General features: G+C 60.1%; 14 protein-coding genes. All 14 read left to right on the top strand.

All coding sequences use genetic code 11. The annotated features are described in order from the left end of the window. The first annotated feature begins 13 nt into the window (after nucleotides 1–13). The 14 genes from K3G63_RS02475 to K3G63_RS02410 all read left to right on the top strand — a co-directional run bounded on the left by K3G63_RS02475 (nucleotide 14) and on the right by K3G63_RS02410 (nucleotide 16,203). Complete coding sequence (locus K3G63_RS02475) at nucleotides 14–643, top strand: (2Fe-2S)-binding protein (RefSeq protein ID WP_220612508.1); 630 nt, start codon at nucleotides 14–16, stop codon at nucleotides 641–643. Nucleotides 644–786: 143 nt separating this feature from the next. Then, entirely contained in the window at nucleotides 787–1,773 is a 987-nt protein-coding gene (locus tag K3G63_RS02470) for a xanthine dehydrogenase family protein subunit M (protein WP_220612507.1), read from the top strand. 11 nt (nucleotides 1,774–1,784) lie between these two features. Next, nucleotides 1,785–4,028 carry a xanthine dehydrogenase family protein molybdopterin-binding subunit gene (locus tag K3G63_RS02465; protein WP_220612506.1) on the top strand — a complete coding sequence of 748 codons (2,244 nt, stop codon included), beginning with the start codon at nucleotides 1,785–1,787 and terminating at the stop codon, nucleotides 4,026–4,028. A gap of 215 nt (nucleotides 4,029–4,243) precedes the next feature. Further along, nucleotides 4,244–4,903 carry a PA2169 family four-helix-bundle protein gene (locus tag K3G63_RS02460; RefSeq protein ID WP_220612505.1) on the top strand — a complete coding sequence of 220 codons (660 nt, stop codon included), beginning with the start codon at nucleotides 4,244–4,246 and terminating at the stop codon, nucleotides 4,901–4,903. Between the two features lie 551 nt (nucleotides 4,904–5,454). After that, a complete protein-coding gene (locus tag K3G63_RS02455; RefSeq protein WP_220612504.1) occupies nucleotides 5,455–6,351 on the top strand; it encodes a sugar phosphate isomerase/epimerase in 897 nt (298 codons plus the stop codon). 54 nt (nucleotides 6,352–6,405) lie between these two features. Further along, the gene (locus tag K3G63_RS02450; RefSeq protein ID WP_220612503.1) at nucleotides 6,406–8,082 is read left to right on the top strand and encodes a GMC oxidoreductase; all 1,677 of its coding nucleotides are present in this window, start codon (nucleotides 6,406–6,408) and stop codon (nucleotides 8,080–8,082) included. An 11-nt stretch (nucleotides 8,083–8,093) separates the two neighbouring features. Beyond that, nucleotides 8,094–8,693, top strand: coding sequence for a gluconate 2-dehydrogenase subunit 3 family protein (locus K3G63_RS02445; RefSeq protein WP_220612502.1), 600 nt, complete (start codon nucleotides 8,094–8,096; stop codon nucleotides 8,691–8,693). A gap of 75 nt (nucleotides 8,694–8,768) precedes the next feature. After that, nucleotides 8,769–9,920: a Gfo/Idh/MocA family protein gene (locus tag K3G63_RS02440; protein WP_220612501.1), complete on the top strand. Its 1,152-nt coding sequence runs from the start codon at nucleotides 8,769–8,771 to the stop codon at nucleotides 9,918–9,920. Nucleotides 9,921–9,926: 6 nt separating this feature from the next. Next, nucleotides 9,927–10,979, top strand: a complete 1,053-nt coding sequence (locus K3G63_RS02435; protein ID WP_220612500.1) for a sugar phosphate isomerase/epimerase — start codon at nucleotides 9,927–9,929, stop codon at nucleotides 10,977–10,979. Between the two features lie 18 nt (nucleotides 10,980–10,997). Further along, nucleotides 10,998–11,477: a c-type cytochrome gene (locus tag K3G63_RS02430; RefSeq protein WP_220612499.1), complete on the top strand. Its 480-nt coding sequence runs from the start codon at nucleotides 10,998–11,000 to the stop codon at nucleotides 11,475–11,477. Nucleotides 11,478–11,687: 210 nt separating this feature from the next. Further along, nucleotides 11,688–12,944, top strand: a complete 1,257-nt coding sequence (locus K3G63_RS02425) for a nucleoside permease (protein ID WP_220612498.1) — start codon at nucleotides 11,688–11,690, stop codon at nucleotides 12,942–12,944. An 11-nt stretch (nucleotides 12,945–12,955) separates the two neighbouring features. Then, nucleotides 12,956–13,849 (top strand): hydroxypyruvate isomerase family protein, encoded by an 894-nt coding sequence (locus tag K3G63_RS02420; RefSeq protein ID WP_220612497.1) that lies wholly within the window; start codon nucleotides 12,956–12,958, stop codon nucleotides 13,847–13,849. Between the two features lie 135 nt (nucleotides 13,850–13,984). Beyond that, on the top strand, nucleotides 13,985–14,758 hold the full coding sequence (locus K3G63_RS02415) for a DUF1080 domain-containing protein (RefSeq protein ID WP_220612496.1): 774 nt from the start codon (nucleotides 13,985–13,987) through the stop codon (nucleotides 14,756–14,758). Nucleotides 14,759–15,147: 389 nt separating this feature from the next. After that, the gene (locus tag K3G63_RS02410; protein WP_220612495.1) at nucleotides 15,148–16,203 is read left to right on the top strand and encodes a LacI family DNA-binding transcriptional regulator; all 1,056 of its coding nucleotides are present in this window, start codon (nucleotides 15,148–15,150) and stop codon (nucleotides 16,201–16,203) included. Nucleotides 16,204–16,232 lie beyond the last annotated feature (29 nt).

Raw genomic sequence — 16,232 nt, 5'->3', positions numbered from 1 at the left:
CACTTTTATGGCTATGACTTCTGAACACGATACACCCGACAACGGCCACGACGAGGCCCGCCGGAGCTTCCTGAAACAATCGTCGGTGCTCACGGCCATGGCCCTGGTGCCCGGGCCACTGGTACAGGCCGCTTCCGCGGAACTGGACGAGAAAGTGGCCGCCGTTTTCGAAAAAATTCCGCTCAAGCTGGAAGTAAACGGCGTCAAGCACAAGGTATCCGTAGAACCCCGCACTACGCTGCTGGACTTCCTGCGCGAAGACCTCCACCTCACGGGCACCAAAAAAGGCTGCGACTACGGTCAGTGCGGGGCCTGCACCGTGCACGTAGATGGGCAGCGGGTGAACAGCTGCCTGAGCTTTGCCGTGATGCACGAGGGCAAAAAAATCACGACCATCGAAGGCCTGGCCGACGGCGACAAGCTGCATCCTATGCAGGAAGCCTTCGTGAAGCACGACGGTTTTCAGTGCGGTTACTGCACCCCCGGCCAGATTATGTCGGCGGTAGCCTGCATCCGGGAAGGCAAAGCTGATTCGGAGGGCGAAATCCGGGAGTACATGAGCGGCAACATCTGCCGTTGCGGCGCTTACTCCAACATTGTGGCCGCCATTCAGGAGGTCAAAGGCGGCGGACAGAAAGTTTAATTAGTAATGAAGAATTAGTAATTACTAATTGATGCCACGGCGTCAGGGCTTGTTATCGGACCGATACCCGGAAACCGTAAAGCCAACAGAGCTGTCGGAGTCAATTAGTAATTCTTCATTATTAATTACTAATTATCAAGCACATGAATCAGTTCCAATACGTCCGCCCCACCAAGCAGCAGGCCGCCATTGACGCCGTAGCGAAAGATGCCACGGCCACCTTCATTGCCGGCGGCACCAACCTCGTCGACCTGATGAAGCGCGGGGTCATGACCCCGCAGAAGCTGGTCGATATAAACCGGCTACCCCTGACCCGCATTGACGCCGACCCCGGCAAGCTGCGCATCGGGGCGCTGGCCCTGAACTCGACGGTAGCCGACGACAAGCAGGTGCGCGCGCGGCAACCGCTCTTGGCCCTGGCCCTGAACGCCGGCGCTTCGGCTCAGTTGCGCAACATGGCCACCGTGGGCGGCAACATGCTCCAGCGCACCCGCTGCTCTTACTTCTACGACACGACTATGCCCTGCAACAAGCGCGAGCCAGGCACTGGCTGCGGGGCTCTGGAGGGCATCAACCGCATGCACGCCATCTTTGGCTTCTCGGATAAGTGCATTGCCGTGCACCCCTCCGACATGAGCGTGGCCCTGGTGGCGCTGGATGCCATCGTGCAAGTCAGCGGCCCGAAAGGCAACCGCAGCATTCCTTTTGCCGAGCTACACCGCCTACCCGGTGACATGCCCCAGAAGGACACGACTCTGGAACCCGGCGAGCTGATTACGGCCGTGGACGTGCCCGACGGACCCTTCACGAAGCATGTGCACTACCAGAAGGTGCGCGAGCGGGCTTCCTACGCCTTTGCCCTGCTTTCGGTAGCGGCGGCGCTGGACCTCGATAGCAACAACAATATCAAAGCTGCTCGCCTTGCTATGGGCGGGGTAGCCCACAAGCCCTGGCGCCTCACGGCCGCCGAGCAGGCCCTGGTAGGCAAGCCCGCCACCGAAGAAAGCTTCCGTCAGGCCGCAGCTATTGCTATGCAGGGCGCTAAAGCCTTCAAGCACAACGCCTACAAGCTCAAGCTCGGCCCTAATACCATCATTCAGGCGCTAAAAACCGCCGCCAGCGTAGCCTAAGCCCCGAACTCATGAACGAACAACCCAAGCCGAAAAAGCAAATCGGGGCGCCGATGAACCGGGTGGACGGCCACCAGAAAGTAACGGGCGCGGCTACCTACTCGGCCGAGTACCAACTGCCCAACATCACCTACGCCGTGCTGGTGGGTAGCACCGTCACGAAAGGTCGCCTCACTGGCCTCGATACCAAAGCGGCCGAGCGCGCCCCGGGTGTGCTGGCGGTCATCAGCCACCTGAACGCCCCGAAGCCTCCGGGCCCTAAGCCCGAGGGGAAAGACCCCTCGCAGCCCCAAACCCAGGGTAACCCCCTGCAGGTGTTCAACGACGATAAAATCCGCTTCAACGACCAGCCCATTGCCATAGTGGTGGCCGACAGTTGGGAGCGGGCCCGCTACGCCGCTGGCCTGGTGAAGGCGCAGTATGCCAAAGAGGCGCACCAAACCAACCTGGAGGAGAACAAGTCGAACGCCTTCCTGCCCACCGCTGCCAAGAAGAACCCCAAGAACCCGATGAACGACTACCAGCGCGGCCAGGTAGATGCTTACAAAACGGGCGCTGTGAAGCTGGAAGCGGAGTACGTGATTCCTACCGAAGTGCACCACCCCATGGAGCTGCAAGCCATTACGGCACACTGGGAAGCGCCCGACCGGCTCACGCTCTACGACAAGACCCAGGGCACTATGGCTACCCGCCGCGACTTTGCCAAGCAGTGGGGCCTGCCTGAAGAAAACGTAAAAGTTATTGCTACCTACGTGGGCGGTGCTTTCGGCAACGCCCTGCACAGCTGGCCCCACGAAGCGGCGGCCGTGTTGGCGGCCAAAGTGGTCAACCGGCCCGTGAAGCTGATGCTGACCCGGGAGCAGATGTTTACCATGGTGGGCTACCGGCCCTACACTTGGCAGAAGCTGGGCATGAGCGCCACCCCCGACGGTAAAATCACGGCCATCACCCACGAGTCTGTTGGCCAGACTTCTACCTACGAGGAGTTTACCGAATCGACCCTGGCCCAGACGCGCATGATGTATCAGTCGCCGAACGTGACGACGCGCTACCGGCTGGCGGCTTTGGATATCGGCTCGCCCATCTGGATGCGCGGCCCCGGCGAGGCCACCGGCGCATTTGCCCTGGAGTCGGCCATGGATGAAATGGCCTACCTGCTGAACATCGACCCGCTGGAATTCCGCCTACGCAACTACACTGACGAGGATCCGGAGAAGAAGAAACCCTGGAGTACCAAGTTTCTGAAGGAGTGCTACCAGCTGGGTGCCGACCGCATCGGCTGGAGCAAGCGCCAGCTCAAGCCCGGCTCCCTCCGCGACGGGGACTGGCTGATTGGCTACGGCATGGGGGTAGGAACCTTCGGGGCGCACCGCGGTGCAGCAACGGTAGGCGCCCAGCTGCTGGCCAATGGCACTGTGCTGCTGCAATGCGCTACCACCGACATCGGCCCCGGCACCGGCACGGTTATGACCCAGATTGCGGCCGAAACCCTGGGCATTTCGCCTGATAAAATTCGGTTTGAGCTGGGCAACTCGTCCTTCCCGAAAGCGGGCACCCAGGGCGGCTCCTCCACCGTGAACAGCGTAGGTCCGGCTACCCAGGAAGCCTGCCTGGCCCTGAAAGACAAACTGCGTACGCTAGCCGCTGCCAGCAACCCAGCCTTTACCTCCGCTCGGAAAGAGGATGTAACCATGCAGGACGGCTACCTCACCGTGAGCGGCAACAAAGACACCCGCGTATCCTACGCCGACTTGCTTAAGCAAGCCGGCGGCACGGCCGTGATGGTAGAAGCCAAGCCCGGCGGCGAAGGCCAGAAGTACTCCATGTACTCCTTCTCGGTGCATTTTGCGGAAGTGCGCGTGCATCAGCTTACCGGCGAGGTGCGGGTGAGCAAGCTGGTTTCCTGCGCCGATGCCGGCACCATTGTAAACGAGAAAACCGCTGGCAATCAGATGAAAGGCGGCGCCGTGGGCGGCATTGGTATGGCCCTGATGGAGCACGCCCGCATCGACGACCGATTCGGGCGCTACGTCACCAAGGACTTCGCCGACTACCACGTACCGGTGCACGCCGATTCGCCGGCTGTGGAAGTAGCTTTTGTGAACCAGCCCGACCCGTATGTGAATGCACTGGGTACCAAAGGCATCGGAGAAATTGCCATTATCGGCGTCGCGCCGGCCATTGCCAACGCTGTATTCAACGCCACCGGCAAACGCATCCGGGAGTTGCCTATCACACCCGATAAGCTGATTTAAACAAGAATAAGCGGCATTCTACATAGGATGCCGCTTATTTTTTGGATGTCGGTCTGAGCTGTCTTTACAGCGTGGTAGCAGCGGCCGGATGCGACGTAACGCACAGAGAAATACCCGGATGATAGCAGAAAAACAGGAAAAAATAAAAGTAGGTTAACGAACTGCATTTAGTAACCGTAAAGGCAGCAACAGTTTCACCCTTTTCTTTCTCCTGCATGGACCAGCCACAAACAAACTCCGCTTCTTCCTCCAATTCCGATAACTCGCTCCTCGGCCAGGCGCAGCAACTGCTAGGCAAAGACAATGTAGCCAGCTTGCTCGGACAAGTGGGCAAAAGCTTTTCCAAGCTCAGCACTACCCAAAAAATTGTGGGCGGCGCCTTGCTCGCCGCCGGGGCCGTGTACTTCACGACCCGCAACAAGCAAAGCTCGGACAGCCAGCCCGATGAGGCTTCTACGCTGAACGAGCTGCTGTACTTTGTTAATGACCGGATTGAAGGCTACCAGCGCGCCGTAGATGAAAGCCAGGACCCGCAGCAGCGTGGCTACTACAAGCAGTTGGTTAGCCAGAGCCAGCGCTTTGCCAACGAGCTGAACACGTACCTGCGCGAGCTAGGCGGCGGCCGTCAGACCAGCACTACCGTGAAAGGCAAGCTCTACCGTCGCTGGATGGACGCTAAAGCCGCCATTACCGGCTCCGACGAAAAAGCTATCCTCGGCGCTAACATCTACGGCGAAGAGTGGGCCCTCAAAGCCTACGAAGATGCGTTGAGCAGCCAGAGCCTAACTGGCCAGTTGCGCCAGGAGGTAGAGCGCCAATATGCTCAGTCGCAGAAAACCTATGATGAGTTGAAGAAGCGCCAAGCGCAGCAGTAACCTACTTAGTTACCAGAGCACACGAAGCCCCTCAGCGGGTGGCATATTGCCATTCGCTGAGGGGCTTCGTGTGTGGCTCTCCCACACAGCCGTACCTCTGTAGTTCAAACTGGCCTGTCTACCTCCCACAGTTCTTGCCACATCTCTTGGCCGTAGAGCAGTGAGTAAGCTTTCACTTACATCCGGAATGCTTGCCTCTTGGGTGAGTACATGAGTGAAATTGTTCATAGAAAGACACGCTGCCTGGTTGATATTATACGTGTTTTTTAAAACACAACCTTAGGCTCAGTGCAAGGCCAATGAAGGGCAGCAGGGCCGTAAAGGCAGATTTGGCGTGTGCAGTAAGTGTATAAACCGGCTTTATTCATCAATAGAGAAGGAATATTGCGTCCTAAGGCAACTTGGATTCTCGACGGAAGGCATGATACATTGGCGGTAGCTAGCTGCCTGGGAAGCGAAGTTCATTACCGTTCTCAACCAGTTTATGGGCGGTTTCCGTGCTTGTTGGCAACGCCCTGCTTCTTCCTGTTTCTTTTCTGTTCGTTCTCTGTATGCTTACATCTCGTCGTGCCTTTTTAAAGTCCGCTAGCCTGCTTTCGGCAGGCGCTGTGGTAGCTCCTTCTCTGCTCACGGCAGCCGCTGCACCCAAATCCTATATAGGCCTGCAACTTTATACGGTGCGCGACGCCATGCAAAAAGACCCGGTAGGCACCTTAGCCCGGATAGCTAAGCTGGGATACACTTCCGTGGAAGGCGCTACCTATACGGGCAGCCAGAAGTTCTACGGCATGGAGCCAGCAGCCTTCGCTAAGCAGCTCAAGCAGGCCGGCCTGATTATGCCCAGCAGCCATTACCGCCTTGGCGAGGAGCAGGAGAAAGGCCAGCCCGTGCAGGGCACTATGCTGCACGGCTGGGATAAAGCCGTGGACGATGCAGCCCAGGCCGGTGTGAAGTACATGGTGTGCGCCTACCTCTCGGAAGCGGAGCGCGGCAACCTCGACCACTACAAGCTGCTGGCCGACCGCCTCAATAAAGCCGGTGAGCGGTGCAAGAAAGCGGGCATTCAGCTCTGCTACCACAACCACGACTTTGAGTTCATGGCCCTAGAAGGTCAACTACCTTTTGATGTGCTGCTGAGCGCCACCGACAAAGACCTGCTGAAAATGGAGCTGGACCTGTACTGGGCTACGAAAGCTGGCCAGGATCCTGTGGCCCTGTTCAAAAAGCACCCGGGCCGCTTCCCCCTCTGGCACGTGAAGGACATGGATAACACGCCCAAGCACGACTTCACGGAAGTAGGCAGTGGCGTCATCGACTTCAAGCGCATCTTCGCCCAGGCGGGCACGGCGGGTATGAAGTACTTCTTCGTGGAGCAGGACCAAACGCCCGGCTCCCCCTTCGACAGCATTCAGAAAAGCATTGCGCACATTAAGCGCACGCTGGTATAACCCTCCCGGGCCGGCAAACCGGCCCATCTGCGCTTTCCTTATCCCACCTGTTTTATGGAAAAAAATACCTACGATGCCATTGTCATCGGGTCCGGCATTTCGGGCGGCCTGGCTGCTAAGGAGCTGACGGAGAAAGGCCTCAAGACGATTATGCTGGAGCGGGGCCGCAACGTGGAGCACATCAAGGACTACGTGAATGCCAACAAGGCCCCCTGGGAGCTGCCCCACCGCGGCGGCAAAACCCAGCAGATGATTGCCGACTACCCCGTGCTGGGCCGGGACTACACCCTGAACGAGAGCAACCTCGATTTCTGGGTAAACGAGAAGGAAAGCCCCTACGTAGAGGTGAAGCCCTTCGATTGGTTCCGGGGCTACCAGGTAGGCGGCCGCTCCCTGATGTGGGGCCGGCAGTCGTACCGCTGGAGCGACTACGACTTCGAGGCCAACGCCAAAGACGGCATCGCCGTCGACTGGCCCATCCGCTACCAGGACCTGGCACCCTGGTACAGCCGGGTGGAGAAATTTGCCGGCATCAGCGGCAACCGCGACGGGCTACCCCAACTGCCCGACGGCGACTTTATGCCGCCCATGGAAATGAACTGCGTGGAAAAAGACGTAGCCGCCCGCATCAAAAAGAACTTCAAAGACCGCCACATGGTGATTGGGCGCACGGCCAACATCACCAAGCCGCATAACAACCGCACCAACTGTCAGTACCGCAACAAGTGCTGGCTGGGCTGCCCGTTCGGGGCCTACTTCAGCACCCAATCGGCCAGCTTGCCGGCGGCAGTGGCCACCGGCAACCTCACGCTCCGGCCCCACTCCATCGTTACGCGCATCCTCTACGACAAGGATACCAAGCGGGCCAAGGGCGTGGAAGTGCTGGATGCGGAAACCAACCAGACCTACGAGTACTACGCCAAAATCATCTTCCTGAATGCCTCGGCGCTGAACTCGGCCTGGGTGCTCATGAACTCGGCTACCGACGTATGGCCCGACGGCCTGGGTAGCAGCAGCGGCGAGCTGGGCCACAACGTGATGGACCACCACTTCCGGGTGGGAGCCCACGGCGAAATGCCTGGCTACGAGGACAAATACGTGTATGGGCGCCGGGCCAACGGCATTTATGTGCCGCGCTTCCGCAATCTGTTCGGCGACAAGCGCGACTACATCCGGGGCTTTGGCTACCAGGGCGGCGCCGGCCGCGAGGGTTGGAGCCGGGAAATTGCCGAAATGAGCTTCGGCGGTGATTTCAAGGACGCCCTGACCGAGCCGGGCCAGTGGACCATGGGCCTGGGGGCCTTCGGCGAAACCCTACCCTATCACGACAACCGCATCTTCCTCGATAAAACGAAGAAGGACAAGTGGGGCCTACCCGTGCTGGCCATGGACGCTACCATCCGCGAGAACGAGCAGAAAATGCGCATCGATATGATGCAGGATGCGCAGGAAATGCTGGAAAAAGCCGGCCTCAAAAACGTGAAGACCTACAACAACGGCTACAACATGGGCGGTGGCATTCACGAAATGGGTACCGCCCGCATGGGCCGTGACCCCAAGACTTCGGTGCTTAACAAGCACAACCAGGTGTGGGACGCCCCCAATGTGTACGTAACCGATGGCGCGGCCATGACCTCCGCGGCCTGCCAAAACCCCTCCCTGACCTACATGGCCCTCACGGCTCGCGCCGTAGACCACGCCGTGGGTGAGCTGAAAAAGCAAAACGTGTAACTGCTACTCCTATGAACAGAAGAGATGCGCTAACCCGCGTGGCCCTCATCATGGGCGGCACCATCATCGGCGGCGACTATTTCCTGACCAGCTGCTCCTCGCCTGAGTCAAAAGAGGAGAAAAAAACCACGGCTAAAAAGCAGGAGAAGCCCTTCCTCAGCCAAGACCAGGTAGCCTACCTCAACGAAGTAGGCGAAACCATCCTGCCTACCACCAAAACGCCCGGCGCCAAAGCCGCCGACGTGGGCTCCTTCATGGCCGTAATGGTGAAGGACTGCTACAAGCCTGCCGATCAGCAGATTTTCCTGAAAGGCCTGACCCAGCTGGAGCAAGCCAGCCAGAAGAAAAACGGCAAGGGCTTCCTGGAGCTAGACCCGGCCCAGCGCACGGCCCTGCTCACGGCCCTCGATGCCGAGCAGAAGCAGTACAGTCAAACCAAGACCCTGGAAGCGCCCAACCACTACTTCCGCATGATTAAGGAGCTAACCCTGCTGGGCTACTTCACTTCTGAGGTAGGTAGCACCAAGGCCCTGCGCTACCTGCCCGTACCCGGCAAGTACGACGGCTGCGTGCCCTACAAAAAAGGCGACCGGGCCTGGGCTACTACCTAACCTAGCATGGCGAGGCTCAACCTGGCCTTGCTAGCACTCCTGCGAAAAACAGGATAATCTGCGTACTTGGACGGCATGAAACTTCGCTTAGGAATGATTGGCGGCGGGCAGGGAGCCTTTATTGGGGCGGTGCACCGCCACGCCGCCGCCCTTGATGGGCTGTATGAACTGGTAGCCGGCGCGTTTAGCAGCAACCCCGAAACTTCCCGCGCCAGCGGGCAACTGCTGGGCCTACCCCCCGAGCGGGTGTATGGCTCCTACGAAGAGCTGATTCAGCGGGAGCTAGCGCGGCCCGAGGTGGAGCGGGTGCAGGTACTGTCCATCGTGACGCCCAACCACCTGCACTTCGCCCCGGCCAAGCTGGCGCTGGAAAACGGCTTCCACGTCATTCTCGACAAGCCCATGACGTTTTCGCTGGCCGAAGCCAAGGAGCTGGAGCACATAGCGGCGGCCAGCAACTGCCGCTTCTGCCTGACGCATACCTACACCGGCTACCCCATGGTAAAAGAGGCCCGGCAGCTGGTAGCGTCCGGCGAGCTGGGCACCATTCGGAAGGCTTACGTGGAGTACCCCCAGGGGTGGCTCAGCACCTTCGAGGAGGGCGGCGCCAACAAGCAGGCCTCCTGGCGCACCGACCCCGCCCGCAGCGGCGTGGCCGGCGCCATGGGCGACATCGGCACCCACGCCTTCAATCTGCTGGAGTACGTAACGGGCCTGACCGTCACCCAGCTCTGCGCCGACATCAACACGGTAGTACCCGGCCGTCAGCTCGATGATGATGGGGCCGTGCTGCTCCGCCTCTCGGGTGGAGCCAGCGGGGTGCTGGTAGCTACCCAGGTGGCGGCTGGCGAGGAAAACAACGTGCGCCTGCGGGTGTACGGCGAGAAAGGCGGGCTGGAATGGCAGCAGGCCGACGCCAACACCCTGCAAGTGAAGTGGCTGGACCGCCCCACGGAAATTCGCCGGACCGGTGCGGGCTACGTGAGCTCCTACGCCCGCCACAACACCCGCACCCCGGCCGGCCACCCCGAGGGCTACCTCGAAGCCTTTGCCAACCTTTACCGCAACTTCGCTCTGAGCCTGCAAGCTGACCTGAGCGGCACCACCGCCCCACCCGAAGCGCTGGACTACCCCGGTATTGCGGAAGGAGTGCGCGGCATGGCCTTTATTGAAAACGTTATTGCCTCGGGCCGCTCCACTCAGAAGTGGACCGAGTTTACCGTATAGCTGCGCATGAAAACCATCAAGGGACCCGCCATTTTCCTGGCGCAGTTCATTTCCGACGAGCCGCCGTTCAATAGCCTGGAGTCTATCTGCCAGTGGGCCAGCTCTCTGGGCTTCAAGGGTGTGCAGTTGCCTACCCTCGATAAGCGCTTTATTGACCTGCAGCTGGCCGCCGAAAGCAAAACCTACGCCGACGAACTGAAAGGCAAAGTGCAGGCCGCCGGCCTCGAAATCACGGAGCTTTCTACCCACCTGCAGGGCCAGTTGGTTGCGGTAAATCCTGCTTACGACCAGCTCTTCGATGGCTTCGCGCCGGAAGGCCTGCGCGGCAACCCCACCGCCCGCCAGGAGTGGGCCGTGCAACAGCTCAAATACGCCGCCAAAGCCTCGCAGAACCTGGGGCTAACGGCCCACGCCACGTTTAGCGGGGCGCTGCTGTGGCCCATGGTGTACCCCTGGCCCCAGCGCCCGGCGGGCATCGTGGAAACCGGCTTCACCGAGCTGGCCCGGCGCTGGCTGCCCATCCTGAACACGTTTGATGAGTGCGGGGTGGATGTGTGCTACGAGGTACACGCCGGCGAGGACCTGCACGACGGCATCAGCTACGAAATGTTCCTGGAGAAAGTGCAGCAGCACCCCCGCGCCTGCCTGCTCTACGACCCCTCCCACTTCGTGCTCCAGTGCCTTGACTACCTGGAGTACCTTGACATCTACCACGAGCGGATTCGGGCCTGCCATATGAAGGATGCGGAGTTCAACCCCACCGGCCGCCAGGGCGTGTACGGGGGCTACCAGAACTGGGTAGACCGCGCCGGCCGCTTCCGCTCGCTCGGCGACGGGCAGGTTGATTTCAAAGCCATTTTTAGCAAGCTGGCGCAGTACGATTTCCCCGGCTGGGCCGTGCTGGAGTGGGAATGCGCCCTCAAGCACCCCGAGGACGGCGCCCGCGAAGGCGCAGCTTTCATCCAAAACCACATTATCCGCGTCACCGACAAGGCTTTCGACGACTTCGCGGCCGCCGGCACCGACGACGCCCGCAACCGCCAACTGCTGGGCCTGTAACTTTCTCTTCCTTCTACTATGAAAAACGCTTTTCTGCTCCTGAGTTTCTGCGCTGCCCTGGCTTCCTGTGGTTCCGAATCGGATAAAACGGCTGGTAAATCCAAGGAGGAATACACCCTGGCCGACTCCGAAGAAACCCTGAATACCGATAGCACCACGGGCTCCAATGTAACGGCCGTGGCCCACCAGCCCCAGATAGATACCAGTGCTACCAAAATCGGCACGGGGCCTACCGGCGGGGCTGTAGCCAAAGGCGCCAAGCTGATTGAAAGCGCCGACTGCACCGGCTGCCACCGCGAAAACGACAAGCTGCTCGGCCCGGCCTACAAAGCCGTGGCGGAAAAATATCCGAATACGCCCGATAACGTGAAGATGCTGGCAACCAAAGTTATAACCGGTGGCAAAGGCAACTGGGGCGACATTGCCATGACCCCGCACCCCGGTCTCTCCGAAGCCGACGCTCAGGAAATGGTCCGCTACATCTTGAGCCTAAAGTAGAAGCGTCTGCTACCCCGCGTCTGTTATCCGGAGTACTGCGAAGAATTTTCTCATACTAGCATAAGTCATTTTATGCTGGTTGTTTGCATCCGACAGGAACTTCGCTGCACTCCGGATGATAGGGCTCCTTTCCAAGTCCGATAGTATAGCTACCCTGCTAGAGAACCGGCCTCTTCCCTACCCCCATTTCCTCTCCAAACCCCACCACGTATGAATGCCACGACCCGGATTAAGCTGTCCATCATGATGTTTCTGGAGTTTTTCATCTGGGGCGCGTGGTTCGTGACGCTGGGCACTTACCTACTGCGCAACCTTAGCGCGTCGGGCACCCAGGTGGGGGTAGCGTTTCTGACTCAGTCCATTGGCGCCATTGTGGCCCCGTTCATCATTGGCCTCATTGCCGACCGTTTTTTCTCGGCTCAGAAGATCCTGGGGGTGCTGCACCTGGCCGGGGCGCTGCTGTTGTGGCGGGCTTCCACGGCTGCTGACTTTAGCTCTTTCTACCCCAACATCCTCACCTACATGGTGTTGTACATGCCCACGTTGGCCTTGGTGAACTCCATTGCCTTCCGGCAGATGCAAAACCCGCAGAAGGAGTTTGCCCCCATCCGGGTACTGGGCACGCTGGGCTGGATTGTGGCCGGCCTTACCATCGGCTGGCTGAACTGGGAGCAAAGCGGCAGCCTGCGCTCCACCTTTCTGATGGCGGCCGGGGCCTCGGCCCTGCTGGGCTTGTTTAGCTTCACGCTTCCTGCTACCCCGCCCGTAAAGCGCGGCCAGTCCACCTCCCTCGGCGACATGCTGGGCCTCGATGCCATTGGCCTGCTCAAGAACCGCTCCTACCTCATTTTCTTTCTGGCTTCCATTGCCATCTGCATTCCGCTGGCCTTTTACTACGGCTTCACCAACCCCTTCCTTAACGAGGTGGGCATGAAAAAAGCGGCCGGTGTGCAGAGCCTCGGGCAGGTGTCGGAACTGCTGTTCATGCTCCTGATTCCGGTATTCTTCAGCCGCCTGGGCGTCAAGAAGATGCTGGCCATTGGCATGGTGGCCTGGGTGCTGCGCTACGTGTTCTTCGCCTACGGCAATGGAGAAAGCAGCTACTGGATGCTGATTGCCGGCATTGTGCTGCACGGCATCTGCTACGACTTCTTCTTCGTGACGGGCCAGATTTACACCGACAACCTGGCGGGTGAGCGGTTCAAAAGCTCGGCCCAGGGCTTTATCACGCTGGCTACCTACGGGGTGGGCATGCTCATCGGCACCCTACTTTCAGGCCGCATCTTTGACGCCTACCAGCTGTCGGCCACCTCCCACGACTGGCGCATGATCTGGCTGATTCCGGCCGGCATTGCGGGGGTAGTGGTGGTGCTGTTCCTCCTCCTGTTCCGGGACCGTCCCCAGCCCCGCGCGACGGAAGCTGCGCCGTATGATGCGGCCCCTACCCTAGCTTCCGCCGCCAACTAACTGCACCGCGTATGCCAACCTGGAACCGGCGCGCCGCCCTGCAGGGCCTGCTTACCAGTGCCGCCACGGTGGGGGCGCTGGGCCTGGCCAATGCCTGCAGCCCCACGGCCGAGGAAAAACAGAGCGCAACCACCACGGCCTTGAAGGGAAAGCTAAAACAATCGGTGTGCCGCTGGTGCTTCCAGGATTTACCCCTGGATCAGCTCTGCACGGCGGCCAAGGAAATGGGCCTGCGGGGCATCGACCTGGTGGGCCCCAAGGATTGGCCTACTCTAAAAAAATACGGGTTGGAGTCCTCGATGTGCAACGGGGCCGAAATCAACCTGACCGATGGCTTCAACGACCCGCGGTTTCATGCCCAGTTGCAGAAGCAGTACGCCGAGATGATTCCGCAAGTGGCCCAGGCCGGCTACCACAACCTGATTTGCTTTAGCGGCAGCCGCCGCGGCCTTTCGGATGCGGCGGGGCTGGAAAACTGCGCCCGCGGCCTGCAGCCCCTGCTCAAGCTGGCCGCTCAGCACAACGTGGTGCTGGTAATGGAGCTGCTCAACAGCAAAATCGACCACAAAGACTACCAGTGCGACCGGACCAGCTGGGGCGTGGCGCTGGCCCGGAAGATGGGCTCCGAGAACTTCAAGTTGCTCTACGACATCTACCACATGCAAATCAACGAGGGCGACGTCATCCGCACCCTCACCGAGCATCACCCCTACATTGCCCACTACCACACGGCCGGCGTACCCGGCCGCCACGAAATAGGGGACAGCCAGGAACTGAACTACCCGGCCATCATGCGCGCCATCCAAGCCACGGGCTTTCAGGGTTACGTGGCCCAGGAGTTCATGCCCCAGCAAGCCGATAAGCTGGCCTCCCTGCGCCAGGCCGTGCAACTCTGCGACGCGTAAAGCGGTGCCTAGTTAGTATCCTCTGTCATTCCGAGCGGAGCGAGGAATCTGGATTGAACACAAGAGGCTAACCCAGCTTCCTTGCTTGGCTCGGAATGACAACTTTCTTTTGTTTTCCCTACCCCTCTGCCCACCATGAAGGTCGCCGTACTTGTTTCCGCATCACTTCTCAGCTTTTCCTTGATGGCGCAGGCCCAGCAGACCGGCAAACCCGAAGACACGGAAGTGTGGCAGCCCGTCCCGAAAACGGTAACGGCCAGTCCCAACCTGGCCCCGCCGCCCTCCGATGCCGTGGTGCTCTTCAACGGCCAGGACCTAAGCCAGTGGGTGAGTACCGACAACCGTACCGCGCCGGCCAAGTGGAAGGTAGCGGGTGGCGTGCTGACCGTGGACAAAAAGGCCGGCAACATTGAAACCAAGCAGGCTTTCACCAACTACCAGCTGCACCTGGAGTGGCGCATCCCGCCGGGCATCACCGAAACGGGGCAGTCCCGCGGCAACAGCGGCGTGTTTCTGGCCTCCATCGGCAAGGGCGACCTGGGCTATGAGTTGCAGATTCTGGACTCCTACCAAAACAAAACCTACGTCAATGGCATGGCGGGCAGCATTTATAAGCAGCACATCCCGCTGGCTAACCCCACCCGCAAGCCCGGGGAGTGGCAGAGCTACGACGTGCTCTGGACTGCGCCCGTGTTCAAGGCCGATGGCTCCCTGCAGGCGCCAGCCCGCGTGACGGTGTGGTTTAATGGGGTAGTGGTGCAGAACAACACGGTGCTGGCCGGCCCCACCCAGTACATCGGTAAGCCCAGCTACCAGCAGGCCCACGGCCCCTCACCTATCAAGCTCCAGGCCCACGGCGACCCTAGCCCCCCTATCAGCTTCCGCAACATCTGGGTGCGAGAGTTGTAAGGAACCCGCGTGAGCTGCCGCGCCTACCCCCTTCGCCTGCTTGAAGTTCCTGAAATAGGCAGCGCTGAAGAGGGTGAAGGCAGTAGATAAACCGCGTAGATATTGAACCTTGCTAGGGCTGATTATCACTTGCCCGACCTGAGGAAAGCTGATGGCACAGCTTTCCTCAGGTCGGGCAAACGCTATAAAAAACCCGTGCCGGGCATCGGCTCTTGCCATTGCGCTTCTATATTTAGCACCGAAGAAAGCTACAGAGGCAGCAAGCACGGGGCAACCAGTCCGGTTTGTTTCCCTGTAACTCCGCCCTGGGCTCTTCTCCTGCCTGACTTCCGACGACCTCTCTCGCCGACTGGTTGCTGGTTGTTGGGTCTCGCCTAACGCCCTGCTCAATGGCCGCTAAAAAGCCGCAGATTTCCCTTCGTGACTTAGCTAAGCAGCTGAATCTGTCTACTTCCACCGTGTCGCGGGCCCTGGCCGACCACCGGGATATTGGCGAAGCCACCAAGGAGCGGGTCCGGCAACTGGCCCAGGAACTCAACTACCGCCCCAATCTGCTGGCCGCCGCCCTGCGCAAAGGTCACAGCAAAACGTTGGGCGTCATCGTGCCCCACATCAAGGGCTACTTTTTCCCGGCCGTGATGAACGGCATCGAGAAAGTGGCTACCCGCGAAGGCTTTAATGTGCTGCTCTGCCAGTCGAACGAAGACGTGCAGCGGGAGCAGCGCAACATCGAAACGCTGCTGGCCGCGCAGGTAGAGGGCATTCTGGTATCGGTGTCGGCCACTACCTACGACCAGCTGCAGCACTTCGAGCAGGTGCGCCAGCAGGGTACGCCCCTCGTGTTCTTCGACCGCGCCCCCGATCTGCCCCGCAGCATGGCCGTGGTGCTCGATGATTTTCAGGGCGCCTACCAGGCCGTGCGCCACCTCATTGAGCAGGGTTGCCGCCAGATTGCCCACCTGGCCGGCCCCCAGCACCTGAACACCAGCCGCAACCGGTTTTTGGGCTACAAGGCGGCCCTCGAAGACCACGGCCTGCCCTTCGAGGAGCAGTACGTGTACGCACTTCCGGCCCTAACCCACGACGCCGGCCGCCTGGCCATGCAGCACCTGCTGGCCCTGGCTCCTGGTCTGGATGCGGTGTTTGCCTCCTATGCCATTCCGTCGGTGGGGGCCCTGGAAGTACTCCACGAGAAGCCCGTGCGCGTGCCCCAGGATATTGCCCTGGCGTGCTTCAGCAATGAGCCCTTCACCAGCATGACTCAGCCCCACCTGACGGTGGTAGACCAGCGCGCCGAGCAGATGGGCGAAACGGCCGTGCGCCTGTTTCTGCAGCTGCTCAAGCGCGGCCCGGCCTATGAGCCCCCGCACCTCGTGCTAAAGCCGGAACTGATTATCCGGGATTCGTCGCTGCACGGCTCGCAGCAGCTCCGCAGCAACCGGTAAGGTTATTTTTCTGTGCCTTTCTCCTTCTT

The sequence above is a fragment of the Hymenobacter sp. HSC-4F20 genome (assembly GCF_019599275.1).
In the GTDB taxonomy this organism is placed as follows: domain Bacteria; phylum Bacteroidota; class Bacteroidia; order Cytophagales; family Hymenobacteraceae; genus Hymenobacter.
The sequence above is the reverse complement of the archived record's forward strand: the minus strand, read 5'-3'. Positions and strand labels throughout refer to the sequence as shown.

Excerpts from the sequence above, each read along its gene's own strand:
- K3G63_RS02430 (WP_220612499.1), top strand. The coding sequence starts at position 10,998 with ATGAAAAACGCTTTTCTGCTCCTGAGTTTCTGCGCTGCCCTGGCTTCC.
- K3G63_RS02435 (WP_220612500.1), top strand. The coding sequence starts at position 9,927 with ATGAAAACCATCAAGGGACCCGCCATTTTCCTGGCGCAGTTCATTTCC.
- K3G63_RS02475 (WP_220612508.1), top strand. The coding sequence starts at position 14 with ATGACTTCTGAACACGATACACCCGACAACGGCCACGACGAGGCCCGC.
- K3G63_RS02440 (WP_220612501.1), top strand. The coding sequence starts at position 8,769 with ATGAAACTTCGCTTAGGAATGATTGGCGGCGGGCAGGGAGCCTTTATT.
- K3G63_RS02445 (WP_220612502.1), top strand. The coding sequence starts at position 8,094 with ATGAACAGAAGAGATGCGCTAACCCGCGTGGCCCTCATCATGGGCGGC.
- K3G63_RS02425 (WP_220612498.1), top strand. The coding sequence starts at position 11,688 with ATGAATGCCACGACCCGGATTAAGCTGTCCATCATGATGTTTCTGGAG.
- K3G63_RS02460 (WP_220612505.1), top strand. The coding sequence starts at position 4,244 with ATGGACCAGCCACAAACAAACTCCGCTTCTTCCTCCAATTCCGATAAC.
- K3G63_RS02415 (WP_220612496.1), top strand. The coding sequence starts at position 13,985 with ATGAAGGTCGCCGTACTTGTTTCCGCATCACTTCTCAGCTTTTCCTTG.
- K3G63_RS02470 (WP_220612507.1), top strand. The coding sequence starts at position 787 with ATGAATCAGTTCCAATACGTCCGCCCCACCAAGCAGCAGGCCGCCATT.
- K3G63_RS02450 (WP_220612503.1), top strand. The coding sequence starts at position 6,406 with ATGGAAAAAAATACCTACGATGCCATTGTCATCGGGTCCGGCATTTCG.
- K3G63_RS02465 (WP_220612506.1), top strand. The coding sequence starts at position 1,785 with ATGAACGAACAACCCAAGCCGAAAAAGCAAATCGGGGCGCCGATGAAC.
- K3G63_RS02410 (WP_220612495.1), top strand. The coding sequence starts at position 15,148 with ATGGCCGCTAAAAAGCCGCAGATTTCCCTTCGTGACTTAGCTAAGCAG.
- K3G63_RS02420 (WP_220612497.1), top strand. The coding sequence starts at position 12,956 with ATGCCAACCTGGAACCGGCGCGCCGCCCTGCAGGGCCTGCTTACCAGT.
- K3G63_RS02455 (WP_220612504.1), top strand. The coding sequence starts at position 5,455 with ATGCTTACATCTCGTCGTGCCTTTTTAAAGTCCGCTAGCCTGCTTTCG.